The sequence below is a fragment of the Nitrospira sp. Vd2 genome (assembly GCF_979581665.1).
On the sequence record NZ_CEFZSK010000003.1, the window covers coordinates 1 to 23,757 of the forward strand.

The 23,757-nt window shown below is 61.3% G+C and carries 30 protein-coding genes and 1 tRNA gene; 8 read left to right on the top strand and 23 right to left on the bottom strand.

Going from position 1 to position 23,757, the window contains the following annotated elements:
* Positions 1–269: 269 nt before the first annotated feature.
* A tRNA-Thr gene (locus AC1U7K_RS01445) sits at positions 270–345 on the bottom strand.
* 144 nt (positions 346–489) lie between these two features.
* Here AC1U7K_RS01445 and AC1U7K_RS01450 point away from each other — a divergent pair.
* Positions 490–726, top strand: coding sequence for a hypothetical protein (locus AC1U7K_RS01450; protein WP_480249041.1), 237 nt, complete (start codon positions 490–492; stop codon positions 724–726).
* Positions 727–878: 152 nt separating this feature from the next.
* Here AC1U7K_RS01450 and AC1U7K_RS01455 read toward each other — a convergent pair whose 3' ends face one another.
* The gene (locus tag AC1U7K_RS01455) at positions 879–1,400 is read right to left on the bottom strand and encodes a Slp family lipoprotein (protein ID WP_480249042.1); all 522 of its coding nucleotides are present in this window, start codon (positions 1,398–1,400) and stop codon (positions 879–881) included.
* A gap of 140 nt (positions 1,401–1,540) precedes the next feature.
* On the opposite strand from AC1U7K_RS01455, the gene AC1U7K_RS01460 reads away from it, so the two are divergent.
* Together AC1U7K_RS01460 and pnpS (AC1U7K_RS01465) are read left to right on the top strand one after the other, a co-directional pair.
* Positions 1,541–2,239 carry a response regulator transcription factor gene (locus AC1U7K_RS01460; protein ID WP_480249043.1) on the top strand — a complete coding sequence of 233 codons (699 nt, stop codon included), beginning with the start codon at positions 1,541–1,543 and terminating at the stop codon, positions 2,237–2,239.
* Positions 2,240–2,246: 7 nt separating this feature from the next.
* Positions 2,247–4,073: a two-component system histidine kinase PnpS gene (pnpS, locus tag AC1U7K_RS01465; RefSeq protein WP_480249044.1), complete on the top strand. Its 1,827-nt coding sequence runs from the start codon at positions 2,247–2,249 to the stop codon at positions 4,071–4,073.
* On the opposite strand, the gene AC1U7K_RS01470 is transcribed toward pnpS (AC1U7K_RS01465), so the two are convergent.
* Positions 4,070–4,636 (bottom strand): Slp family lipoprotein, encoded by a 567-nt coding sequence (locus AC1U7K_RS01470; RefSeq protein ID WP_480249045.1) that lies wholly within the window; start codon positions 4,634–4,636, stop codon positions 4,070–4,072. The two genes, pnpS (AC1U7K_RS01465) and AC1U7K_RS01470, sit on opposite strands and share 4 nt — an antisense overlap.
* 97 nt (positions 4,637–4,733) lie before the next feature.
* Between AC1U7K_RS01470 and AC1U7K_RS01475 the strand changes: the two genes are divergently transcribed.
* A complete protein-coding gene (locus AC1U7K_RS01475) occupies positions 4,734–5,264 on the top strand; it encodes a Slp family lipoprotein (RefSeq protein ID WP_480249046.1) in 531 nt (176 codons plus the stop codon).
* Positions 5,265–5,357: 93 nt separating this feature from the next.
* Here the strand turns inward: AC1U7K_RS01475 and AC1U7K_RS01480 are convergent, their stop codons facing one another.
* The 10 genes from AC1U7K_RS01480 to AC1U7K_RS01525 all read right to left on the bottom strand — a co-directional run bounded on the left by AC1U7K_RS01480 (position 5,358) and on the right by AC1U7K_RS01525 (position 14,006).
* A complete protein-coding gene (locus tag AC1U7K_RS01480; RefSeq protein ID WP_480249047.1) occupies positions 5,358–6,209 on the bottom strand; it encodes a tetratricopeptide repeat protein in 852 nt (283 codons plus the stop codon).
* A 116-nt stretch (positions 6,210–6,325) separates the two neighbouring features.
* Positions 6,326–7,288 (bottom strand): hypothetical protein, encoded by a 963-nt coding sequence (locus AC1U7K_RS01485; protein WP_480249048.1) that lies wholly within the window; start codon positions 7,286–7,288, stop codon positions 6,326–6,328.
* Positions 7,285–7,524: a hypothetical protein gene (locus AC1U7K_RS01490; RefSeq protein WP_480249049.1), complete on the bottom strand. Its 240-nt coding sequence runs from the start codon at positions 7,522–7,524 to the stop codon at positions 7,285–7,287. The genes AC1U7K_RS01485 and AC1U7K_RS01490 overlap by 4 nt, the downstream gene beginning before the upstream one ends.
* A 140-nt stretch (positions 7,525–7,664) precedes the next feature.
* Positions 7,665–9,092 (bottom strand): hypothetical protein, encoded by a 1,428-nt coding sequence (locus tag AC1U7K_RS01495; protein ID WP_480249050.1) that lies wholly within the window; start codon positions 9,090–9,092, stop codon positions 7,665–7,667.
* Between the two features lie 152 nt (positions 9,093–9,244).
* A complete protein-coding gene (phoU, locus tag AC1U7K_RS01500; RefSeq protein WP_480249051.1) occupies positions 9,245–9,925 on the bottom strand; it encodes a phosphate signaling complex protein PhoU in 681 nt (226 codons plus the stop codon).
* Positions 9,926–9,945: 20 nt separating this feature from the next.
* Complete coding sequence (gene pstB / locus AC1U7K_RS01505; RefSeq protein ID WP_480249052.1) at positions 9,946–10,737, bottom strand: phosphate ABC transporter ATP-binding protein PstB; 792 nt, start codon at positions 10,735–10,737, stop codon at positions 9,946–9,948.
* Positions 10,731–11,642, bottom strand: coding sequence for a phosphate ABC transporter permease PstA (gene pstA, locus AC1U7K_RS01510; protein WP_480249053.1), 912 nt, complete (start codon positions 11,640–11,642; stop codon positions 10,731–10,733). Before pstA ends, pstB begins: the two co-directional genes overlap by 7 nt.
* Entirely contained in the window at positions 11,642–12,508 is an 867-nt protein-coding gene (gene pstC, locus AC1U7K_RS01515) for a phosphate ABC transporter permease subunit PstC (protein ID WP_480249135.1), read from the bottom strand. The genes pstA and pstC overlap by 1 nt, the downstream gene beginning before the upstream one ends.
* Before the next feature lie 94 nt (positions 12,509–12,602).
* Complete coding sequence (locus AC1U7K_RS01520) at positions 12,603–13,619, bottom strand: PstS family phosphate ABC transporter substrate-binding protein (RefSeq protein ID WP_480249054.1); 1,017 nt, start codon at positions 13,617–13,619, stop codon at positions 12,603–12,605.
* 12 nt (positions 13,620–13,631) lie between these two features.
* Entirely contained in the window at positions 13,632–14,006 is a 375-nt protein-coding gene (locus AC1U7K_RS01525; protein WP_480249055.1) for a winged helix-turn-helix domain-containing protein, read from the bottom strand.
* A 164-nt stretch (positions 14,007–14,170) separates the two neighbouring features.
* On the opposite strand from AC1U7K_RS01525, the gene AC1U7K_RS01530 reads away from it, so the two are divergent.
* Positions 14,171–14,437 (top strand): hypothetical protein, encoded by a 267-nt coding sequence (locus AC1U7K_RS01530; RefSeq protein WP_480249056.1) that lies wholly within the window; start codon positions 14,171–14,173, stop codon positions 14,435–14,437.
* Here AC1U7K_RS01530 and AC1U7K_RS01535 read toward each other — a convergent pair.
* Complete coding sequence (locus AC1U7K_RS01535) at positions 14,417–15,262, bottom strand: CHAD domain-containing protein (protein WP_480249057.1); 846 nt, start codon at positions 15,260–15,262, stop codon at positions 14,417–14,419. The genes AC1U7K_RS01530 and AC1U7K_RS01535 overlap by 21 nt on opposite strands.
* Positions 15,263–15,364: 102 nt before the next feature.
* Between AC1U7K_RS01535 and sixA the strand changes: the two genes are divergently transcribed.
* Positions 15,365–15,868 (top strand): phosphohistidine phosphatase SixA, encoded by a 504-nt coding sequence (gene sixA, locus AC1U7K_RS01540; RefSeq protein WP_480249058.1) that lies wholly within the window; start codon positions 15,365–15,367, stop codon positions 15,866–15,868.
* Here sixA and AC1U7K_RS01545 read toward each other — a convergent pair.
* The 8 genes from AC1U7K_RS01545 to AC1U7K_RS01580 all read right to left on the bottom strand — a co-directional run bounded on the left by AC1U7K_RS01545 (position 15,846) and on the right by AC1U7K_RS01580 (position 20,527).
* On the bottom strand, positions 15,846–16,562 hold the full coding sequence (locus tag AC1U7K_RS01545; RefSeq protein ID WP_480249059.1) for a dTMP kinase: 717 nt from the start codon (positions 16,560–16,562) through the stop codon (positions 15,846–15,848). The two genes, sixA and AC1U7K_RS01545, sit on opposite strands and share 23 nt — an antisense overlap.
* Entirely contained in the window at positions 16,540–17,292 is a 753-nt protein-coding gene (gene tmk, locus AC1U7K_RS01550; RefSeq protein WP_480249060.1) for a dTMP kinase, read from the bottom strand. The genes AC1U7K_RS01545 and tmk overlap by 23 nt, the downstream gene beginning before the upstream one ends.
* Positions 17,289–18,839 carry a Ppx/GppA phosphatase family protein gene (locus AC1U7K_RS01555; protein ID WP_480249061.1) on the bottom strand — a complete coding sequence of 517 codons (1,551 nt, stop codon included), beginning with the start codon at positions 18,837–18,839 and terminating at the stop codon, positions 17,289–17,291. The genes tmk and AC1U7K_RS01555 overlap by 4 nt, the downstream gene beginning before the upstream one ends.
* A gap of 115 nt (positions 18,840–18,954) precedes the next feature.
* Positions 18,955–19,176, bottom strand: a complete 222-nt coding sequence (locus AC1U7K_RS01560) for a hypothetical protein (protein WP_480249062.1) — start codon at positions 19,174–19,176, stop codon at positions 18,955–18,957.
* Entirely contained in the window at positions 19,169–19,579 is a 411-nt protein-coding gene (locus tag AC1U7K_RS01565) for a hypothetical protein (protein ID WP_480249063.1), read from the bottom strand. Before AC1U7K_RS01565 ends, AC1U7K_RS01560 begins: the two co-directional genes overlap by 8 nt.
* A 91-nt stretch (positions 19,580–19,670) precedes the next feature.
* Positions 19,671–20,132 carry a phosphate-starvation-inducible PsiE family protein gene (locus AC1U7K_RS01570; protein ID WP_480249064.1) on the bottom strand — a complete coding sequence of 154 codons (462 nt, stop codon included), beginning with the start codon at positions 20,130–20,132 and terminating at the stop codon, positions 19,671–19,673.
* A 12-nt stretch (positions 20,133–20,144) separates the two neighbouring features.
* On the bottom strand, positions 20,145–20,312 hold the full coding sequence (locus tag AC1U7K_RS01575; protein WP_480249065.1) for a CBS domain-containing protein: 168 nt from the start codon (positions 20,310–20,312) through the stop codon (positions 20,145–20,147).
* Positions 20,309–20,527, bottom strand: coding sequence for a CBS domain-containing protein (locus AC1U7K_RS01580; RefSeq protein WP_480249066.1), 219 nt, complete (start codon positions 20,525–20,527; stop codon positions 20,309–20,311). The genes AC1U7K_RS01575 and AC1U7K_RS01580 overlap by 4 nt, the downstream gene beginning before the upstream one ends.
* Before the next feature lie 26 nt (positions 20,528–20,553).
* On the opposite strand from AC1U7K_RS01580, the gene AC1U7K_RS01585 reads away from it, so the two are divergent.
* Positions 20,554–21,264 carry a winged helix-turn-helix domain-containing protein gene (locus AC1U7K_RS01585; protein ID WP_480249067.1) on the top strand — a complete coding sequence of 237 codons (711 nt, stop codon included), beginning with the start codon at positions 20,554–20,556 and terminating at the stop codon, positions 21,262–21,264.
* Positions 21,265–21,271: 7 nt separating this feature from the next.
* Entirely contained in the window at positions 21,272–23,098 is a 1,827-nt protein-coding gene (gene pnpS / locus AC1U7K_RS01590; protein ID WP_480249044.1) for a two-component system histidine kinase PnpS, read from the top strand.
* Here pnpS (AC1U7K_RS01590) and AC1U7K_RS01595 read toward each other — a convergent pair.
* Entirely contained in the window at positions 23,095–23,661 is a 567-nt protein-coding gene (locus tag AC1U7K_RS01595; RefSeq protein WP_480249045.1) for a Slp family lipoprotein, read from the bottom strand. The genes pnpS (AC1U7K_RS01590) and AC1U7K_RS01595 overlap by 4 nt on opposite strands.
* Positions 23,662–23,757: the final 96 nt, after the last annotated feature.

A 23,757-nucleotide genomic window follows, 5' to 3' on the forward strand; every position in this document is an offset into this window, starting at 1 on the left:
TCCTGGCCAGCGTGGCTCGATTTTGTCAGCGCACTTCAGAGACAGGACACTAGAGGTGTTCTCCAGCCGCGCAAACGCGATAAAGCCCTCGTAGCCGCCGGTTCAAGCGAAGCGTGGTGTGGAGCTGGCGAGAGGAATCGAACCGTCCAACCGTCGCCGAGTCGGCTCTGAAGCTTGCCTCCCGGCTCCTGCGAGGGTGCCAAGCCCCCTCGCAGACTCCCCACGAAGGGGACACATCCCCTTCGAACCCCTCGGTTGGAGGTTCGACATGGAGCTGGCGAGAGGAATCGAACCTCCAACCGGCGGTTTACAAAACCGCTGCTCTGCCGATTGAGCTACGCCAGCGCCAGGCGGAAGGGTATCATCGCTCGTTGTTGGCTGCAACCCGCTTCGTTTTTCGGCTCCTCATTATTGGAACGCCGCGAACGTCTTGACCTTACCTGACTGCCTGGCTATCCTCCCGCCATCATAGCTCCTCGAGGAGGTCTGATGAGAAGCCAGTACAGCGTTGCGGTGATCGGTCTGATGTTCGTAGCGGGCTGTAGTAGTGCCGAATGGGTCCACCCCACCAAACCCAAGGATGACTTCGCGCTCGATTACAACAAGTGCCAGACACAGGCGCTGAACGACCCAAAGTATCAGCAAGGGAACAACTACATGGTTCAGCTCGGCACGGAAAAGTGCCTCGCGAAGGCCGGCTGGGTGTTACGCGAGAAACTAGACTGATGAGTGTCGACGCAGGTCTGATTGTCTTCCTTTTTCATCTCGTCTTCTAGCGTTCACCCGGGCTTGCCAAACGCGGGATATGTGAAACTTCACCGCGTCGGCCAACTGCTGCTGCCGTTTGGCGATCGGTGTGGTACTCGCGACTTGGCGCCTTACTGCCACTGCGGGAGACAAAACGTCTCGTGCTCGAGGGGGCTATACCCACCGGGGAGATTGGGAAAGTCCGCCATCGCATACGTGCCGGTCTTCCAGATATGGAGACAGCGCGCCACGAGATAGGGCACCGGACGCGAGACACGCTCCACCTGAACGACTTGCGTTCCTTCCACTTGTCCGATCACCACGAACTTGTTGCCCGGCTGCACGCCTGCCGGATCGATCGACCCTCTGTAGAGGAAGACAAACACGCCAAGCGGAGCCGTTGATTCCAGCGGCCCCGAGACAAGGTCCTTGAGTGGAAGGCCTTGAGCGGTTATCAGAAGCCCCTGCGTCGTCGGTGACGCAGAGATGATCCGGCCGCCCACTTGTCCTACGCGCCCTTTGAAGTACACGTCGGACTCCGGACTGAAGATGCTCATCTGGAAAGTCGGGTCGAGGCCCTGCATGGCTTTCGGAGGGAAGAGCGACGGACTGCATGCCGGGAGCGCGACGAGCAATCCGATCGAGCCGATCATTAGGCATGCGCTTCGCCGTAGCGGATGGCGGTCGTTTCGCGTGATCGGCATGCGCGGCATTAGAGCAGAGAGGCGCCCTAAATGCATCTACTTTCGCATCTTGCTTGACTCGGCTTGATCGTCCACTTAGGCTTGGCGACGTGGGCGACCATTCCAGCAAGACGATTCTCATTGTCGAGGATGACCCCAACATCCTCAATCTGGTGAAATTGTACCTTGAGAAGGAGGGCTATCGCGTCGTGACGGCGGTCGATGGGCTGACGGCGTTGGCGCAGGTCAAGAGCGAGCGGCCGCACCTCCTGATCCTTGATTGGATGCTGCCGAAACTGGACGGCTTGGAGGTCTGCAAGCGCGTCCGGGCCAACCCCGAGACCGCGCTCCTGCCCATTATCATGATCACCGCCAAAGCCGAGGAATCGGATATGGTGATCGGCCTCGAACTGGGCGCCGATGACTACATTACCAAGCCGTTCAGCCCCAAGGCGCTGGCGGCCCGTGTCAGGGCCGTCTTCCGGCGTATCGAGCGTCAGCACGAACATCCCGAACGGTTCGAGTATCGTGGAATCGTCTTGGACAACGCCCGACATGAAGTGACGGTCGATGGCACGGAGGTCGCGCTCACGACGAAAGAGTACGGGTTGCTCGAGTACCTGCTGCGCTATCCCGGCCGCGTGCTGACGCGCGATGATTTGCTGAACGCCGTCTGGGGATATGACTACCATGGCACGACGCGAACCGTCGATGTGCACGTCCGGCGTCTCAAACAAAAGATCCCGCTCCTGGATGAGGCGATCGTCGCGGTGAAATCGTTGGGCTACAAACTCAAGGATCTGCATTAGCACCGTCATGCTGCGCCTCTCCATCCGCTGGAAACTGACGCTGAGCGTGCTGATGGCCGTCTCGCTCGGTCTGTCGGTCGCCGGTTGGCTGGCATTGCGTTCTATCGAGCGACTGGAACTCGCGCGGCTGCAGGAGGCGCTGGAAGGGGAGGCGAAGCTTGTTGCCACATCGCTCCAGCCGCGGTTGCTCTCCGATCAACAGACCGGCGACGCACGTGCCTCGCTTCAAGCCTTCGCCAAGCATCTGAGCGCGCAAGCGCGCGCGAGGGTGACGGTCATCGCTTTCGATGGCGCCGTGTTGGCCGATAGCGAAACAGCCGATGACCGCGTGGCGTCGCTCGACAATCACCGGGACCGGCCGGAAGTCATCGAGGCGCTCGCCACGGGGATCGGGACCGACATTCGGCTGAGTCAGACCACGGGGAAGCGAATGTTCTATTGCGCGGTCCCGGTTCGCTCGACCGCAGGAGAGGGGATCATCGGTATTGCCCGGCTGGCGCTGCATCTCACGTCCGTCGATGCCCGGATCGAACAACTGCAACACGCACTCGCCGCCGCCTTCGGCGTCGCATTGGCGGCCTCCTTGCTGCTCGCGCTGTTCCTGGCGCAGAGCTTGACGCGCCCGCTCACCAACATCGTCACGGTGGCCGGACGTCTCGCCGCCGGCCGTCTACAGGAGCGGGTGTGGGTGCGCGCGCAGGATGAAGTCGGTGTGCTAGGAACCTCGCTGAATCAAATGGCGGAGCGGCTGGAAGCGACCCTGAAAGAAGTGTCGGAGGATCGGGCCGAGCTGTTGGCCGTGTTGTCTTCCATGGTGGAAGGGGTTATGGTCCTCGACTGCAGCGGACGCATCTTACAGGTCAATCCGGCGTTCGAGGCGATGTTCGGCCTCAGAGGTGCCGACATCAACGGACGGCTGTACGCTGAAGTGATTCGGCATGTTGAATTCGACGACGTCGTCAAGCGGCTGATCGAGAGCAAGCACCACGCCGGTGCCGAGATCACGACGGCGGCGGGAAAGATTCTCAAAATCGAAGCCTCGTTCGCCGGGTACGAGCGGGAGCGGGAGCCCTGCGTCGTCTTGGTCTTTCATGACGTGACCGCTCTTCGCCGGCTGGAAAAAGTGCGCAAGGATTTCGTGGCGAACGTCTCGCATGAGCTCCGCACGCCGCTGACGTCAATTAAAGGCTACGTCGAGGCGCTGCTGGACGGCGCGAAGGACGATCACGAGACGTTGACCTCGTTTCTCCGGATCGTGTTGAACCAAGCCGATCGCCTGAGTCTGATTCTGGAAGACCTCCTGCAACTGTCGCAAATTGAATCCGGCCAGATTGCCCTTCGCCGTGACCCGGTCGATGTCCGAGAGGTGGTCGAGCGTACGCTCGCGCTGATCAAGCCGTTGGCCGACAAGAAGGGCCATCAGGTCCTCGTCGATCTGCCTCAGGACCTTCCGTCTGTGATAGGCGATGAGGACCGATTCGTGCAGGTCATGACTAATTTGGTCGACAACGCGGTGAAATACACCTCCGATCGCGGGATCATCCGAGTGGCGGCACGCCCAGTGTACGGGACACCGGCGTCGACGAGTCTCGATACGGTGGAAGTCAGCGTGAGCGATACCGGCATCGGCATCCCGCCGGCCGAACGGCCGCGGGTCTTCGAGCGGTTTTATCGCGTGGACAAAGCGCGGTCGCGAGAGCTGGGGGGAACTGGGCTCGGGCTGGCCATCGTGAAGCACATCGTGGAGGCCCACGGCGGGAGCGTGTGGGTCGAAGGGAACGAGCCGGCGGGAAGCCGCTTCGTGTTTCGCGTGCCGCGCGGCGAGTCGCGCTAGCCGTTCTTGTTCGCGCAGAACGTCCGTTCGGGCAACGGAGAGAACCCGGCGCCGACGTCCTCCTTGTAGCCCTCGATTTCCGTTCGTCCGGTCTGCCACACGTGAATGCAATCGGCCACGAGGTAGGGCTCGGTCTTCGGCGTGCCGTCCACGACGACGTTCGTGCGGCCCTTGGTGGTGCCGACGACGATAAACTTGTTGCCGGTTCGCAGCACACCGGGATCGAGTTCCCCGGGGTAGAGCAAGGCAAATTCGAAGTCGCCGGTCCGTTTCACCGCGTCCGTCGGTCCATAGACGGGATGTGTGACGATCGGGAGCTGCTCCGCCACGATCAACGTGCCTTTGCCTTGGCTCTTCGCCTGCACAATCCGTCCGCCCAACTCGACTTTCGTCCCGCTGTCCGACTGACCGCCGGGATTGCTCGGCGACGATTCCTTCCAAGCCGTAAAATCGAACGTCGGCGCCACCTTCTCCGTGACCTTGGAGGGAAAGGGCGAGGGAGCCGCACACGCGCTCAGCCCGATGAACCCGACGATCATGGCTGCGAACGGTCGAGTGACCATACCTTCTCCTTCCGTGCGAAACTTCACAATTGTGAATGTTGCGGCATCGTTACGGCTGTGTTACAAGTGCGTTACGGACGCTGACCGGAGGTGCCGCATGAAGATGGGACCGCTCATTCTTCTTTTCACTCCGATGGTCCTTGCCGGCTGCTCGGCACCCCTGTTTCCGCCATCGGTCACTCGGGATGTCTCTTCGGTGGAGTTCGGGGTGCTGGAAGCCCGACCGGACGTGTTCCGCGGAAAAGTCGTCCAGCTTGCCGGCCGTATCGTTGGGGTGGAGGAGGGACCGACCGGTACTGTGATTCGGGCTCAGGAGCTGGCGTTGCGCGACCATCCGGTCTACGGCCCGGCGGAGACCATGCATCCCACGAGCGAATTCGCCATTCTCTATCCGGGGAAGATCGAGCCGTCCGGTCTCTGGTATGGCAACAAGTTGGTCGTCATCGCCGTGTCGAACGGCGTGCAGGCCGTGAATGTCGAAGGTGCGAGCCGTATGGAACCCTATGTCATTGCCCGTTGCATGCATATCTGGAAGACCGGCGGGTACGGACTCTACGGCATCGAAGATTTTCCACACACGCAAGACGGATACTGGCCGCTTGAACATCAAACCTACTGCCCGGCTTGAACCGCTCGACTTGTGGGCGGCTGGAATGCTGGCCGCTCGGTGAGACCCTTCCTTCGTCTCGACTCGCCACACATCAACCGGCGGACGCCGGCACTATTGCCGGGGATTGGACACAGCCGCGAGCAGCACATTCGATGAACAGGCGGACGGATAGCCCAGGCGGCAGGACCGCTCATAGTCGGCATGCGCCTGACGCGTGTCTCCGAGTAGGGTGTACGCCATCGCTCGGTGGTAGTAGAGTTCGGAATCTGTCGACCCGAGAGCGATCGCACGAGAAAAGTCTTTCACCGCTTGATGGGGGCGACCGGACAGCAAGTGAACGAGGGCGCGGCTCTCGTACACTTCGCTGAGCTGGTTGTTCAGCGACGCGGCGCGATCGAGGTCGCGCGTGGCGTGATCGAACTCCTGACGAAGGGCATACACCACAGCCCGGTTCGCGTACGCGACAGCGTGATGGGGATCCAGTTCAACGGCACGAGAGAAATCAGCCATCGCGTCATCGAGGTGTCCCAGACGGCGATGCGCGAGCCCTCGATGCACGAGCGGCAGCGGCGACTCAGGCGCGAGGCGGACGGCTTGTGTCAGGACCACTAGAGCTTCATCGGTTTCACCGCCTTCAAGCAAGGCCACGCCGAGGTTGTTGACGTACCGTGAGTGCGTGCCGTCGAGGGCCACGGCGTGCCGGAAGTCTTTCGCGGCTTCGATCCAACGACCTTGTCGACCATGGACGAATCCGCGCGCGTTCCACGTTTCGGGATCGGATGGGGCCCGCTCGATCGCCCGGGAAAAGAGGTCGAGCGATTGTTCGTACTGGCCCGCGGCAAACCTGTGCTTCCCTTCCGCCATCAACGTTTGGACGGGATCGACGGACCCTGAATTCGTGAATCCAGCGCATCCCGCGACAGCGAGGAGACCCACCAGTGACAGCGCGTGCACGATCTTCATTCTTCCTCCGTGGTGAGCACGCTCCATTCGCCTGCCATCATAAGCACCGGCTGTTACGGAGGAAGAGACGGATTGTTACAGGTATGTAAATTTTTGGGACCGCCAAAGCGGCCCGGTTATCGATCGGAGGGGACTTTCGGTGCTCTGCGAGATTTCATGTCGCTGCGGAGGCGGTCCAGTTCCTGCCGGAGTTGCTCGAGCTCCACGTTCTGCTGCTTCAACCGATCACGCAATTCGAGATTCGCGTTGGTCAGCTCGCGCAATTGCAAGCGCAGGTCTTCAGTTTCGGAAACGGGCGGACCGGTCGGAGGCGCCGCTGGCGCGCCGGCCTTTGTAGCGCTGCTTCGTGGCGGTGGGGCGGTGGGAGCTGGGACGGCAACTGTCCCAGCCGGCCTCGTTGCCGGCGCCAGCGTCCGCCGCGCGACCAACACGTCCTGGACGTTCAAGGAGAGGTGTACCTTCTCGAAGGGGCCCCAGTCCGGCTCCTTGGCCTCAGGGACGATCGGCGGTTTCGCGGGCGGCGCGAGCCACAGTCGCATGCCCTTCGTATCGCGCGGATCGCGTTCCTCACCACCGCCTGGGTCGGCCGGATAAAAGGCATAATGGTCGGCCAGGACCACATGCAGGTATTGATCGCGGAAGAACAGCCCGCCCGACGTCATCTCCTTGAGATTGGGGTACGGCTTCTGTGGACCGGGGATCGAGAAGACGACGCGTTCCTTCGGGCCCGCTTGCTCGAACGCGAGCGCCATCGGTTCGGTGATCACGTCGAGTTCCTCGGCGGTGAAGACCGGAATCGGATGGGGTGTTTGAAAAATGCCGAGAAGGACGCCGCTATAACCCGACACCTCCAGTGCGCCGAGCAATGTTCTGAGGTCGTCGACCGAGATGGTCTTCGGATGTGCGTTGAGGGACGGGGGCGAGGTTCGTTCGGTGGTCAGGTCCGTGGCAAGGCCGATCTTGATGCCCCGTTCGTCGTACAGCGTTCGCTGGTGCACCGGCCCCACGCAGCCCGTGAGCATGAGCACCGCCGGGATGATCGACACGAGCAGCGACCGATATTTCGATGCGCTTGTCATTCCTTGCACGTGAATTGAACCGCCCACCGCTTGTCCATGACAACTTGGCCCATCCATGCCTTATCGGCCGTTCTGCCGACATTCGGCACTTCGCCTTCTCGAACGATGCGATAGCCTGCCGGACATTTCTCCGTCATGAGTCTCAGCGCCGTTCTCCGGGCATCGGACGCAAGCACATCGGTGTCTTGCGCAACCGGATAGATTACCGTGCCGCCGCGCTCGGTCTCATTCACCATGCGCGGACCGGTTCCGCATGCAGCCAGGAGAAGCGGGATGGCAATCCAGCAAGCAATCAGAAGCAGCGTCCGAGTGAACGTGAGATGTAAGTTCGGTAAGGCGGCCGCCGGCGCTATCCTGCACGAATAAAAGCATCGAATTACTGGTAGCGGACTTGCCATTGCACCAAGAACACGTTCTGTGCAAACGGGTCGGTGTTCGGCACGCTGCTGCCCGGTCCGGTGCCTTGATGGTGCCTGAACTCATAGTTGATTTGCACTTTCGATTGGATCTTTGGTGGGAGATTCTCAAAGTAGTAGGTGAGCCCGACGATCGTGCGCGTGTACATGTCGTTCGACGTGCTGGTGTTCGGATCGAATTGTTCGTACATGACGATCGGCTCGAAATTGCGGAAGGGCCCGCTGGAGATCAGGTACTTGCCATAGACGTACCACGTCCGTCGCTGCACGCCTGGCGCGCCGTCGCCGCCGCAAATGGTCCGATTCAAGCAGGCGCCTTGCGCCGGCGTGCCGACCAACGTTTGATTGGCGCCGTCATGGCCTTGCCACACTTCCCCTTGAATCATCAAGCCGGGAATCAGTCGAGACGTGTACCGGGCATCGATGCCGAACCGATCGAATTCCCCTTTGCCGCGCCCATTGATTGCGGTGTTCGTATTATTACTTTCGCCGGCCAGGATATTGAAGCTCACCCAGGAAATATCCGTCAGCATGAGGCGCTGGCGAGTATAGAACACTTTCGGGCCGTTGGCGCCGACGGCATTCGCCTGGAAGTTGTTATTGTTCATGATGCCGATCGCGTATTCAAGGCGATTGAACAGCGTGCCGCGCGCATCGACGAAGAAATCACGCTCATGGAGAAATTCGATCGTGCCGCCCGTCCCGTTCGTCGTCAGCCCCGTCGTGCCGCTGCCGCCGACCGAGGTGAGATAGGGTGAGCTGATCACATCGCGCAACCCGCCGGAAGTTTCCGTGAAGATCCCCCACGGCATCCGGAAGATCCCCATGCGGATGAAATTCAAATAGGGCGCAGCGGTAATGGAGGGCCGAAAGTCGATATAGGATTCGCGGAAGAAGGTCGCCGACGCGGCGCCGCCCACCGGGTTTTGCGTGCGATTGGTACAGTCGGTACCCGGATTACAGCCCGGTGTCGTGGACGTGAGGCCGATGCTCTGGAACTCGTACAGTACGTGCCACTTCGGGATATATTCGTTGATCTTGCCATAGGCCAGCAACTCGGACCGGCGAATCGAGAAGTTGTCCTGACTCTTCCCTTCGGCGACTTTGGCGTCCTGGTGCGTATAGAGGAATTGCAACGCGTTCAACCCGAAGTTCACCTTGTTGCTCAGCGAGGGCAGCTTCTCGATCTTCGCTTTCCACTCCTCGATGATGCTGATGCGCTTTTCCAAATTCGCTACCGGGTCATCCAGCGGGACGCCGCCGGTCGCAACGAGCGGCGCGGGCGGACCTTGGGCCCCCTCCACCTGTTGCGCGCGTGCGTTCGTAGACAAGAGCACTACGCACAGGACCGCCACCGCCAATGAGACAAACCGTGTGTGTCGTACCATCGACTACTCCTCCTCACTCACGTCGGTGTCACGCCGAAACGTTGCGGTAGTTGTACAGAGGTTCTGTGACGAGCACGTGATGGGAATGTTACAGACCGGTTAATTTTCGTACTGAGAAGGCGAGGTACGGATAGTAGGGAGGCCGAGAGAGGCTACGGTGACTTCGGCGGGGGGCTCGATGGCGACGTATGCCGAATGATCTTGCCTTCGACCATGTAGACCACGAGCTCCGCCACGTTGGTAGCATGATCGGCGATGCGCTCGATGTACTTGGCGATGAAGGTCAGGCGAATGGCGCGCGAAATCGTCTGGGGGTTCTCGACCATAAAGGAGAGCAGCTCCCGGAAGAGCTGTTCGGTGAGGCGATCGACGAAATCATCATCGCCACAGACCTTTCGTGCGAGCGTCGAGTCACGATTGACGAACGCGTCCAGGCTCTCTTTCACCATCCGCAGGGACCAATTCGCCATGTGGGGCAGGTCGATGTATGGTTTGAGCTGCGGTTCTTCGTTCAGCTCGATGGCTCGTTCGCAGATATTCTCCGCGAGATCGCTCATCCGCTCCAGCTCGCTCGAAATCTTCATGCCGGTCGTGACGAATCGCAGATCGCCCGCGGCCGGCTGATGCAACGCCAACAGCCGCAGGCACATCTCGTCCACCTCGACGTCCATGGCGTTGACCCGAGGATCGTTCGCGATCACGCGACGGGCACGATCGGCGTCGCGTTCGATGAGCGCCCGGAGTGCGCCCTGGATTTGGCTCTCGACCATCGTGCCCATGTCGATGAGCTTGCGCTTGAGGTCGTCAAGTTCTTCGTCGAATCGTCGGTGCATGTCGCCGTGAATTTGGTCCGTTAGCCAAATCGTCCCGTGATGTAGTCTTCGGTCAACTTCTTGCCCGGATTAGTAAAGATCTTCTCGGTCGTGTCGACCTCGATCAACTCCCCCAGATACATAAAGGCGGTGAAGTCGGACACGCGGGCGGCCTGTTGCATGTTGTGGGTGACGATGAGGATCGTGACCTTTTCCTTCAACCCGGCGATCAGGTCCTCGACCCGCGCCGTGGCCACGGGATCAAGCGCCGAGGTCGGCTCATCGAACAGAAGCATTTCCGGTTCGGTCGCCAAGGCTCTCGCAATGCAGAGGCGCTGTTGTTGGCCGCCGGACAGCGCCGTCGCGGGTTCGTCCAAGCGGTCCTTGACCTCTTCCCAGAGCGCCGCGTGTTTGAGCGCGCGTTCGACCTGCTCATCCAACGACTCCGCCGAGCGTCGGTTTCGCAGCCGCAAGCCGTACGCGACGTTCTCGTAAATCGATTTCGGAAAGGGGTTCGGCCTTTGAAACACCATGCCGATCCGCATGCGGACTTCAATCGGATCGATCGCGTCGCCCAGAATGTTGAAGCCATCGGGATACCATGTGATGGCGCCTTCGTAGCGCGTGCTGGGATACAGGTCGTGCATCCGGTTGAAACAGCGCAGGCATGTCGTCTTTCCGCAGCCGGATGGTCCGATCAACGCCGTCACCCGATGCTCCGCAATCGTCAGATCGAGGTGTTTGAGCGCCTGCACGTCGCCGTAGTAGAAATTCAGGCCTTTGACGTGGGCCTTGGTTGTCAGATGGGCTGATGGTTGCCGTGTGCCTACCATCGGATGCGTGTGCGAAATCGGTGGCGAATGTAAATCGCCGCCGCATTCATGGCGAGCGTCATCGCCATCAGGACGAGCCCGGCCGCGGCGGCATTGTGGTGAAAGGCCGCTTGAGGCCGGGATACCCAATTGAACATTTGAATCGGCAAGGCGGTGAAAGGATCGAAGAGCCACTCCAGGGACACGAATGGAAATTCGCGCTGCCATGGTGGATGCGGGAGAAAGGCGATGAAGGACAGGGCGCCGACGGTGAGCAACGGGGCCGTCTCACCGATGGCCCGCGACAAGGCGATGATCAGTCCCGTTAAGATTCCACCGGTGGAGTAGGGAATGACGTGATCCCGCACCGTTTGCCATTTCGTGGCGCCGAGCGCGTACGACGCCTCGCGAATATGCGCCGGCACACTGCGGAGCGCTTCCCGCGTGGTGATGATCACCATCGGGAGGATGAGCAGGGCCAGCGTGAGTCCGGCGGTCAGGATGCTGGCGCCCAGGTGAAATTGATAGACGAAAAGGCCGAGGGCCATCAGGCCGTACACGATCGAGGGGACGCCGGCGAGATTCGCGATGTTGATCTCGATCAAATCGGTCACCCAATTCTTTGGCGCATATTCTTCCAGGTAGATCGCGGCACCGATCCCCATCGGGACGGCAGCGAGGGCCGTGATCAGCATGACCAGCACCGTCCCGATCCAGGCGGTCAGGATGCCGGCCCGTTCGGGAAAGCGTGACGGATAGGCAGACAGGAACTGCCAGCCCAGCCGCGCCCAGCCGTCGATCAACAGATCCAGTAACAGGGCCAACAGCGTGAAGGACGCGATCAGCAACGCCAACAGGCCGGTGACGGCGAAGAGGCGATCCCGCCTCTTCCACGTCGCGATGCTCGTGCGGGCGTCCTGCGACATCACGTGCCTCCCCGAAAACGCCGGCGGCAGGCGTGTCCGGCGATGTTGAAGAGGAGCGTCATGAGCAGGAGCGTGAGACCAGCTGCGAAAATCGTCTGGTACCCCACGCTCCCGTGCGGGAGATCGCCGAGACTCACCTGAACGATATACGCAGTGATCGTCTCGGCCGGCTGCAGCGGATTCAGCGTCAAGGTCGGCTGCATGCCGGCCGCGATCGCGACGACCATCGTCTCCCCGATGGCGCGCGAGACGGCGAGGACATAGGCGGCGGCAATGCCGGAGGTCGCGGCGGGCACGACGACGTGCAGGGCGGCGTGCATCCGGGTGGCTCCCATCGCATAGGCGCCTTCACGCAGCATCATCGGCACGGCACGCAAGGCGTCTTCACTCATCGATGTGACATACGGAATGATCATGACGCCCATCACGAGGCCGGCGCTCAGCATGTTGAACCCCGGTAGCTCCGGCCACAGTCTTTGTAGAAGCGGCGTAACGAACAGGAGCGCGAAATAGCCGTAGACGACGGTGGGCACCGCGGTGAGCAATTCGAGGAACGGTTTGATGGTCTCCCGGGCCCCTGGCGGGCAGTACTCGCTCAAGAAGATGGCCGCAATCGTTCCGAAGGGTAGCGCGACGCCGAGCGCAATGCCGGTTGTGACAATGGTTCCCGACAGCAACGGCAAGATGCCGAAATGTGCCTCGGCAAAGAGCGGCGTCCATTGCATGTCGGTGAGGAAATCGATCAGCGGGACGGATCGGAAAAACGACCACGATTCGTAGACGAGCACGGCCACGATGCCGATCGTGATGGCGATCGACGAGACGGCGGCGACGAACAGCGCCCCCTCGATGGCCGCCTCACGCATCTTTCGCGCAACCACGCGTGCTCGATCGGTGTGCACAATGGGATAGGACTCTTCGGCGGGACGCGCATCCACGCTCATGGTCACTCTTTGCACGTTACAGTTTGGCCTCTCGCCGCAGCAGATCCTCCACCTTGATCCCAACTATCGATGTGCCGTGGAACGCGGTCCCGATCTTGCCGCTCCGCAAGTTGCCGAGCGCCGTCGTGTAGGCCGCCGACGGCAGCGGAATGTACTTGACCTGTTCCACAAGGGCCGCGCCGTTCGTCAGATAAAACTCGACGAAGCGCCGGACTTCCGGCCGGCCGGCCGACTTGCTGTTGACGTAGATGAACACGGGGCGAGAGAGCGGAAGATAGTGGCCGTTCTCGACCGTTTCACGGGACGGCAGGACTGGCCCGGCGCCGGCATCGACCCCAACAGCCTTGAGCTTGTCTCGGTTCGCATCGAAATAGGCGAACCCGAAATACCCCAAGGCATACTTGTCACGGGCCACCCCTTGCACCAAGATGTTGTCATCCTCACTCGCGGTGTAGTCACCGCGGCTCGCCTTGGCTTTCCCGACGACCGCCTCGGTAAAGTAATCGAACGTGCCAGAATCCGAGCCCGGACCGAACAGTTTGATGGGCGCGTCGGGCCAGGCGCTCCGAATCTGATTCCATTTCGTGATCCGTCCTTGTGCCGAGGGTTCCCATAGCTTTTTGAGTTCGGCCAACGTCACCGCATTCACCCACGTAGCGTGCGGGCTGACTACGATTGTGAGGGCATCATAGGCGACCGGGAACTCGTAGTACTGCACGCCGTTCTTCCGGCACGCGTCCATCTCGTCGACCGTGATCGGCCGCGAGGCGTCCTGAATATCCGATTCACCGCGGCAGAACTTCTTGAAGCCGCCGCCCGTGCCCGAAATCCCGACCGTGACCCGCACGCGCCCCGATGTCTTGTGCTGAAATTCCTCGGCGACCGCTTCGGTGATCGGGAAGACCGTGCTCGATCCGTCGATCTTGATCAGCGCCGGGCTCTCGGCATCCAACGAGGTTGCCAGCCCGGCCAAAGCCAGCATGACGAAAGCCGGAACGAACGCCATCGCTGTTGATCTCTCTCTACGCGACATGATGCCTCCTCATTACGGCAGCCCTTGGCCGCTCGTCTCATCGATCTCGGCTGCGGTCTTGAACCGATACCCGAGCCCCCAGATTGTTTCGATCAAGCTTGGCCCCTCGGGACGTTCGCGAAGCTTGCGCCGGACCTTCGATACGTGGGTATCGACGGTTCGTGGTTCTACGGTCACGCCTGTCCAAACGTGGGTCAACAATTCCTCTCGACGAAACACTCGGCCCGGCTGCAGCGCGAGCTGCCACAGCAACGCACATTCTGTCCGTGTCAATCTGACCCGCCGCGGGCCGATCTGGACTTCATGCCGGTGTTTATCGATCGTCACGTGGCCGATGGATAGACGGTGTGTCCGCCCTGCCGAACTGTGCTGGCGTGGCCGCCGCACGAACGCTCGTGACCGGTCGAACATCGTGTGCCACGATACCTGCTGTCTGTTATGGCTGAATGAACGTCGCGTTAATTTATTGTTACGGGAGGGAGAATACCGCCTCTTCGGACGTAGCCTGGCGCATAGCTTGCCCTGCTTCTCGAGGGAGAAAAGGAGGCACTATGCGAGGGATGATTGTAGCGAGCGCAGTGATGCTGCTGAGCGGATGCAGCGGTGTCGAGCGGGAGACGGGAGGAAATCGCTTTTCGGGTGCGTCGGCCGAAACCTCACCGCCGATGTCGTCCTCTTCGACGGCCGGCTCGGGGCGATCGACGCTGAACGCGTACCCGCAAATGTCGCCCGGCGGCGTTCATATCGGCCCTGATGCGCCGACCGGGTGTACGCCGGTCGCGCCGTGTGGTCCGGACTTATCGAGTGAGTACCGGTAACGGCCTGGCCGGGCTTTCGAGCCGACGTGCGCGCCACGCGCTCGATTGAGCAATAGCGTCCGTGGGCGATCGTAGTGCTTCGATCAGCGACGGAAGCTGCTCGATGATCCGGCGTGCACGTGCCCGCTCGCGACGCCAGTCTTTGACGATCGCCTTCCTCGATTTTAGGCCGTAGCGCTTCGCCAATTTCCGGAATTGAGCCCGTTCTTCGTAACGGCCGAGGACCTTCTGCATCTGCTTGAGCATTGAGAGCAGAGTCGACTCGCCGAGGCGTCCATTCGCCCATTCCTCCTGATATCGGATGGTCTTGACGCGCAACCGTAGCTCATGCAGCACGGCACGCGTTGCATGGCGAGCGGCGTCCGTGGCGAGCGCCTGAAGGGCAAGGGCGTTGATGTCGACCTGACGAAGCGTGCGGAGACGTGCCGCCACCCACTCGGGTGGAACGAAGCGTCCCTCGATCGGCAGCTCGGCCAAAAACGTCTCGATCTGCTGATGCCACCGCTTGCGTTCAATGCGAGCGCGGGCTTTCTCCAGACCTTCCTGAACCAGACGGTGATCGCGGTGCGGTGCGTCGATTGTCTCCAAATACGTCGAGAAAACCTGAAGAGCGCGCAACCGGCTCAGGCGGGATACGAGCTGCCGGAGTGCCGCCGCTCGCTCGTGATCCCCGATCAACTCGAAATACGCTTCCAGGCGGCGCAGGTTCGTTCGGAGCCGATGGAGCGTGTCCGGCGCCGGCTCTCCTGCCATCAGCCGGAGGACGGCCCGCCGCGCGGTCGCGCGATAGCGCGGTGTGGAATTGATGATTCGGGCACGACTCATGCGCTATCATCGCGCGAACGCGGCACCGCAGGCAACGGGCGGTTTTGGCGCCGCTCGTTCCTCGGTGAGCTGAGTCGGAGATGCTGTCATGGGAGTGAATACATGCAGATCATTTTAGTCCGTCACGGGATTGCCGTAGAGGCTTCGGAGTGGCGCGGATCGGATGCGGATCGGCCCTTAACCGATGAGGGCGAAGACAAAACGAGGCAGGCGGCCTATGGCCTGCGGCGGCTCAAGATAGAACCGGATCGAATCATGGCGAGCCCCCTGGTCCGCGCGCAGCAAACGGCCGTCATCCTGCAAGAGGTCCTCGAATGCTCTGCCGCCGTCCAGACGTCGCGTGCGCTGTGTCCGGAAGGCGATCCGGAGGGCGTGCTCGCGGTCCTTGCCGGATATGGGGCTGAGGAGACGATCGTCTGCGTGGGACATGAGCCGAATATCAGCTCGCTCGCGGGCACGTTGCTGGTTGGCGCGCCCGTCCCGGGTCTGCGGTTCAAGAAAGCCGGCGCGTGCTGCCTGCGAGTCGAACGCCGGGTCAAGCCGGGCGAAGCTCTCTTGGAATGGTGGTTACCGCCGGGGCAACTCAGGCTCCTGGCGCGGCGATAGGAGACTCCGCTGCGGCTGGGATGGCTGCCGGCGTCCGTGCGTTCTGCAAGATCGGCTGAATGATCGTGCGAAGCGTGTCCTGAATCTCTTCGGGTGATTTGCGCGCGTCGATCACTTTGAAGGCGAATTCCTCCGCCATCTTGTCGAATTCCCCGATCAGCAGGCTTTGATATTTCTTGAAGCTGTCGAACAGGTCGACGCCCAACCGCAAATCCATCCCCGATTCCCAGTAGTTCATCCCTTTGCTTTCGATCACGCGCAGCGCGAGCGTGTCGACGTCGATACGGAGATAGCAGACGAGATCGGGGACGACCGCGAAGCCGAACACGTCCCGAATCCACTTGCGATCGCCGCCGCGCACCGCATCGCGCGCGAGGGCCGTATAAATGTAGCGATCGGCCAGCACGATGAAGCCCGACCGCAGCGCGGGGATGACCTGATGCTCCAGGCGATCCGCGAAGTCGGTGGCATAGAGCAGGCTGAACGACCAGCGATCGAGGATGTTGCCTTGCTTGGCGGCTTCGATCGTCTTGGACATCAACGTGGACCGCGTCCAGCCGGTCGTCACGACGCCATAACCTTGGACCTCGAGCCATTCCTGCAGCAGGTCGATGTGCGTGGAGCGGCCGACCCCGTCGGTCCCCTCGATGGCGATTAACTTGCCCTTCAGGTCACTCAGATTGAGGTATGGCAAACCGTCGCCAAAATACCGATGTCCGTTTCCCATATGTGCCTCGCTTCGGTCGGTAGTGCTCCAAGGCTTTGGACACCAATTGACGCATCTCGCTCTGTTGCGTCTCGATGTCCTTGGTGGCATCCATAACGGTCAAGCCGTATTCCTCCACGATCTTGTCGTATTCAGCCAAGATTCTGGACTGGAAGATGCGAAAGCTCTCCGCCATGTCCTGACTGATGCCCATGTCCATGCCGGCTTCGTAGTATTTCAACTGCGCCCGTGTCCCGCCCAATAATCGGCTAATCGCCACCTCGATCGGGACCTTGAAGTAAAAAGCCAGATCGGGGCGAATCGCGAAGTTGTAGAGCTTGCGCACCCAATCCCGCGAGACGCCACGGACGGCGTCGCGCGCAAACGCGGTGTAGGCGTATCGGTCGGCGAGCACCACCATCCCGGCTTTGAGCGGCGGCAGAATTTCATGATAGAGCCGGCTGGCGAAATCGGTCGCATGGAGCAGGCTGAACGTCGTCGGCGTCAGCGCCTTGTTCTTCTTTCCGCGCTTCGTCGCCTCGCGCACGAGTTGCGAGGAGTTCCACTCGGTAAAAAACACCTTGTGCTCTTGCGATTCCAGCCATTTTTGCAGCAGGAGCAGTTGCGTGCTCTTCCCCGATCCGTCGATGCCCTCGACGATGATCAGCTTGCCGGGGAAAGGGTGAGGCTGTTGAAAGGTCGGCAGCGGTGCCGTCATGTCGTTTCTCCCACTCGAGTGACCGTAAAATGGATCGGGCGCTTGAAGAGCGTCTCGAACAGATCGGCGCGATTGCGGGCCGCCCACATTTCAAGTTCCGCGTCGGCCGCCGTGCGCAAGGACACCACCACCGGCCGCCCGAGCGTCACCCGCAGGTCCTGCACGACGGCGAATTGCGTGCGGTCGAGTCCATCGGCGATGCGCAACAAAGCGCTGAGGACCTTTAGCCTCCGCCGCTGTTCGCGGGTCATCGCCGCGAAGGTTGGATGCGCGGCCCGTGGCACTGCGCGTCGATGGTAGCGCGCGATGTTCGCCATCATCTCGATTTCCTCCAATGAGAAGCCGGCGAGGTCGGCGTGCTTGATGACATAGTACGCGTGCTTGTGGTGCTGGCGCGAGTTGATCAGGTAGCCCACGTCGTGCAGCCACGCCGCATATTCCAGAAGCTCGCGGTCGTGCTCGCCAAGGCGGTGCAGCCGTCGTGTCTCATCGAACAGGCGCGTCGCGAGTTTCGCGACGTGGCGCGTGTGGCCTTCCGGGGAATGGCAGCGCCGGGCCAAGAAGACGACGTTCCGTCGCCGGACGTTCGGGATTTCTTGCTCTGCGCGAAGGCCTTCCCGGTGCTGCTCGATAAATCGGTAGATCAGACCCTCGCGAATCGCCTTGTCGCTCAACGTCAGCGTGTCGATATCGAGGAGTTGCATCAAGGTGCGGATCACCATCGTGGCGGGCAGCAGCGTATCGGCCCGTTTTGGGTCCAATCCTGGAATTGCCAGCCGGGTCTTGAGCGGTGATCGCGCCAACAGCTTCTCGACCGCCTGAATATCTTTGCGCGTGATCGTCGCAAGGTTCAGTTGGGGGAGAGGCCGGCCCGTGCGCCGGAGATGGACGATCTCGGCCAAATTTCCAGCCATCCCCGAGGTGGCGATCAGCCGAATGATGGACCGCGCCTTCACGCGTTTGAGCGCCTCCTTCAAGTCGGATTCAATCGCGCGGCCCATCCGTGCCACGATCTTTGCAGACGGCGGATCACGGCGCAGGTAGAGGTCCTTGAGGCGAATGGCGCCGAGCTTCAGACTTTGCCCGTGGAGCATGCGTTCGCGGTTGCCGACGATGAGTTCCACCGACCCACCACCCACGTCGATCAGCATCGCCGGGCGCTCATCGAATTGGATGCTATGCCGGACACCGAGGTAGATCAGTCGCGCTTCTTCAAGGCCTGAAATGACCCGGATGGTCACACCCGTTTCGCGGAGGACGGTCTCCAGAAATTCGCCGCCGTTCTTGGCCTCGCGGACCGCGCTTGTCGCGACGGCCTCGATGTGTTCGTACCCCTTGTTCTTGGCCAGCGTGACCAAACTCCGGATTGCGTCGAGCCCGCGCGCCATCGCGGCCGCGGACAGTCGGCGCCGTTGAAAGGCGCCGTCCCCGAGTCGCGCCATGTTCTTGAAGCGGTCCAGAATCTTGTAGGACCCTTCCGGCTCGACCTCGGCCAGCACCATATGGATCGAGTTCGTCCCGACGTCGATGACCGCCAGCTTCGTCATGCCTCTACTTTACAACAATCGCGGGACGCATGTCGGGTAAAGAAAGGCGGGGGACGACAGGCATAAGCCGACACGGTGACGTCAGCTTTCCCGCCGTTTCGCGGTCGGGGTGGCGTTACGCCGAGAGGCGTGTGATCCGTGGGAGGGACAGCTCGTAGCCGAATCCACGACGCCGAAGTTCGATGTCGCCGTGGCGACTGAGCCGGTCCACCGCGTGAAAGACTTCGTTCCAGGTCAGCTCGGGAAGCCGCTCGACAAGCGTTTCCATCGACAGAACGTCCGCGTCGTGCAAGGCTCGAAGGACGAGATGCTCCGAGCGTGAAATGGGTTTACGCATGATGATACCTCCATTGACTCTGGTCACTGTTGACGACCGATGGGTGATCGATCAGGACGTACAGGCGTGTGCGCCCGAGCATGTCAGGAACGAATAAGCCGACCCCTCTCAGGCTGAGCGGCCCGTGATCTGTGGCGACCTCACGCTGCATGTGAAATGACCTGAATCGTTCGGTACGTCCGCGCTCGTCGAGCACCTCCAGGAGATCGAGGCAAAACGCCATGATCGGTCCAGAGAGTCCGCTTCCCCCGTCGACGCATCGCTGTTGGAGCAGGTCCTGGGCGCGTTCGTTTGCGTAGACGATCTGCAAAGAGCTCGCCGAGAGAATGATGATGCCCGTCGGCTCTGTGGTGGGATGCCGCGAGCACGTATTCTCGTCTGGCTGTGTCCGATCATTGTTCATTGGCGATTCCTTGCTGTGGTGCCTGTGACATTGACATCCCACTGTGACATCGGCGTCATGGGAGTATTACGGCCGGGTAAATTTTCCCTGATCACTCTGCGAGCGCGTCTCCGTTCGCGGGGGAACATCGCACCGCCACGACGCGGATGGCCGCCAGAGCAAGGAGGATCCCTCCGAGGATGGTGAGCCGCTGAACGTCAATGCCTTTGAACCACTCGGAGATCACTTCGGTCAGCATGACGACGAGGATGGTATCGACGATGAACGTGACCTTGACGCGTCCTTCTGAAAAATACGTCAACGCGGTCTTGAACACCTCGACGACGGCCAGGAGGAGCAGGGTGTCGATGACGATCTGCCGCAAGGCGACTTCCAGGGGCATGTGCACCAGCAACGTCAGGTCGATCGCGGTTTTGATGGTCCCGCCGACGAGCGCCAGCAGGATGGTGAGGATCAAGAGGCTCAACACAAGTTGGATCCCCCTAATCCAGAGCGCCGTCACGTCGAGGTCGCCGAGATCGTTGTAGAGAAGCGAGGTGGCCAACCGTTTCATGGGTTCCCTCCGTCAAAACTCGTCGATGGACACCGGGTGCAATAAATCCCTCACTGAAAGCACGCCGACAATCATCCCATGATCGAGCACGGCGAGATGCCGGGTCTGATGCCGCTCCATCAGATCGGCCGCCTCGGTGATCGGGCGATGGCCCTCGATGCCGATCACGGGGCTGCTCATGATCGCTGCCACGGCCATGAATCCGGGCATATGCCCGATAGCCACCGCGCGGGCACGATATCGGCTTCGGTCACGATACCGACAATGTCTCCGTGCCGCTCTACGAAGACGCTTCCGATCCGGCGCTCCCGCATCAACGAGGCGGCATCCATGACCGTCGCGGTATGCGGAACGGTCACGAGCTGGCGTGTCATCAGTGAGGTCGTCCTAATCATCCTGGTCTCCTTTCATCCGGCCTCGCGTGCCGGCTCATGATGTCCTGCATTCTAGGTGTCGTTCGGAACAGGGGATACCACGTCTTCGCAAGAGGGGCGCCGACTGCGGCCAGGCCCATAACGATGATGATCGCGACCACGGTGATCCTCTAGAGGATGGCCAGGAGCATTCGTTCAATCAGGAGCGGCCGCACCTCCTGATCCTTGATTGGATGCTGCCGAAACTGGACGGCTTGGAGGTCTGCAAGCGCGTCCGGGCCAACCCCGAGACCGCGCTCCTGCCCATTATCATGATCACCGCCAAAGCCGAGGAATCGGATATGGTGATCGGCCTCGAACTGGGCGCCGATGACTACATTACCAAGCCGTTCAGCCCCAAGGCGCTGGCGGCCCGTGTCAGGGCCGTCTTCCGGCGTATCGAGCGTCAGCACGAACATCCCGAACGGTTCGAGTATCGTGGAATCGTCTTGGACAACGCCCGACATGAAGTGACGGTCGATGGCACGGAGGTCGCGCTCACGACGAAAGAGTACGGGTTGCTCGAGTACCTGCTGCGCTATCCCGGCCGCGTGCTGACGCGCGATGATTTGCTGAACGCCGTCTGGGGATATGACTACCATGGCACGACGCGAACCGTCGATGTGCACGTCCGGCGTCTCAAACAAAAGATCCCGCTCCTGGATGAGGCGATCGTCGCGGTGAAATCGTTGGGCTACAAACTCAAGGATCTGCATTAGCACCGTCATGCTGCGCCTCTCCATCCGCTGGAAACTGACGCTGAGCGTGCTGATGGCCGTCTCGCTCGGTCTGTCGGTCGCCGGTTGGCTGGCATTGCGTTCTATCGAGCGACTGGAACTCGCGCGGCTGCAGGAGGCGCTGGAAGGGGAGGCGAAGCTTGTTGCCACATCGCTCCAGCCGCGGTTGCTCTCCGATCAACAGACCGGCGACGCACGTGCCTCGCTTCAAGCCTTCGCCAAGCATCTGAGCGCGCAAGCGCGCGCGAGGGTGACGGTCATCGCTTTCGATGGCGCCGTGTTGGCCGATAGCGAAACAGCCGATGACCGCGTGGCGTCGCTCGACAATCACCGGGACCGGCCGGAAGTCATCGAGGCGCTCGCCACGGGGATCGGGACCGACATTCGGCTGAGTCAGACCACGGGGAAGCGAATGTTCTATTGCGCGGTCCCGGTTCGCTCGACCGCAGGAGAGGGGATCATCGGTATTGCCCGGCTGGCGCTGCATCTCACGTCCGTCGATGCCCGGATCGAACAACTGCAACACGCACTCGCCGCCGCCTTCGGCGTCGCATTGGCGGCCTCCTTGCTGCTCGCGCTGTTCCTGGCGCAGAGCTTGACGCGCCCGCTCACCAACATCGTCACGGTGGCCGGACGTCTCGCCGCCGGCCGTCTACAGGAGCGGGTGTGGGTGCGCGCGCAGGATGAAGTCGGTGTGCTAGGAACCTCGCTGAATCAAATGGCGGAGCGGCTGGAAGCGACCCTGAAAGAAGTGTCGGAGGATCGGGCCGAGCTGTTGGCCGTGTTGTCTTCCATGGTGGAAGGGGTTATGGTCCTCGACTGCAGCGGACGCATCTTACAGGTCAATCCGGCGTTCGAGGCGATGTTCGGCCTCAGAGGTGCCGACATCAACGGACGGCTGTACGCTGAAGTGATTCGGCATGTTGAATTCGACGACGTCGTCAAGCGGCTGATCGAGAGCAAGCACCACGCCGGTGCCGAGATCACGACGGCGGCGGGAAAGATTCTCAAAATCGAAGCCTCGTTCGCCGGGTACGAGCGGGAGCGGGAGCCCTGCGTCGTCTTGGTCTTTCATGACGTGACCGCTCTTCGCCGGCTGGAAAAAGTGCGCAAGGATTTCGTGGCGAACGTCTCGCATGAGCTCCGCACGCCGCTGACGTCAATTAAAGGCTACGTCGAGGCGCTGCTGGACGGCGCGAAGGACGATCACGAGACGTTGACCTCGTTTCTCCGGATCGTGTTGAACCAAGCCGATCGCCTGAGTCTGATTCTGGAAGACCTCCTGCAACTGTCGCAAATTGAATCCGGCCAGATTGCCCTTCGCCGTGACCCGGTCGATGTCCGAGAGGTGGTCGAGCGTACGCTCGCGCTGATCAAGCCGTTGGCCGACAAGAAGGGCCATCAGGTCCTCGTCGATCTGCCTCAGGACCTTCCGTCTGTGATAGGCGATGAGGACCGATTCGTGCAGGTCATGACTAATTTGGTCGACAACGCGGTGAAATACACCTCCGATCGCGGGATCATCCGAGTGGCGGCACGCCCAGTGTACGGGACACCGGCGTCGACGAGTCTCGATACGGTGGAAGTCAGCGTGAGCGATACCGGCATCGGCATCCCGCCGGCCGAACGGCCGCGGGTCTTCGAGCGGTTTTATCGCGTGGACAAAGCGCGGTCGCGAGAGCTGGGGGGAACTGGGCTCGGGCTGGCCATCGTGAAGCACATCGTGGAGGCCCACGGCGGGAGCGTGTGGGTCGAAGGGAACGAGCCGGCGGGAAGCCGCTTCGTGTTTCGCGTGCCGCGCGGCGAGTCGCGCTAGCCGTTCTTGTTCGCGCAGAACGTCCGTTCGGGCAACGGAGAGAACCCGGCGCCGACGTCCTCCTTGTAGCCCTCGATTTCCGTTCGTCCGGTCTGCCACACGTGAATGCAATCGGCCACGAGGTAGGGCTCGGTCTTCGGCGTGCCGTCCACGACGACGTTCGTGCGGCCCTTGGTGGTGCCGACGACGATAAACTTGTTGCCGGTTCGCAGCACACCGGGATCGAGTTCCCCGGGGTAGAGCAAGGCAAATTCGAAGTCGCCGGTCCGTTTCACCGCGTCCGTCGGTCCATAGACGGGATGTGTGACGATCGGGAGCTGCTCCGCCACGATCAACGTGCCTTTGCCTTGGCTCTTCGCCTGCACAATCCGTCCGCCCAACTCGACTTTCGTCCCGCTGTCCGACTGACCGCCGGGATTGCTCGGCGACGATTCCTTCCAAGCCGTAAAATCGAACGTCGGCGCCACCTTCTCCGTGACCTTGGAGGGAAAGGGCGAGGGAGCCGCACACGCGCTCAGCCCGATGAACCCGACGATCATGGCTGCGAACGGTCGAGTGACCATACCTTCTCCTTCCGTGCGAAACTTCACAATTGTGAATGTTGCGGCATCGTTACGGCTGTGTTACAAGTGCGTTACGGACGCTGACCGGAGGTGCCG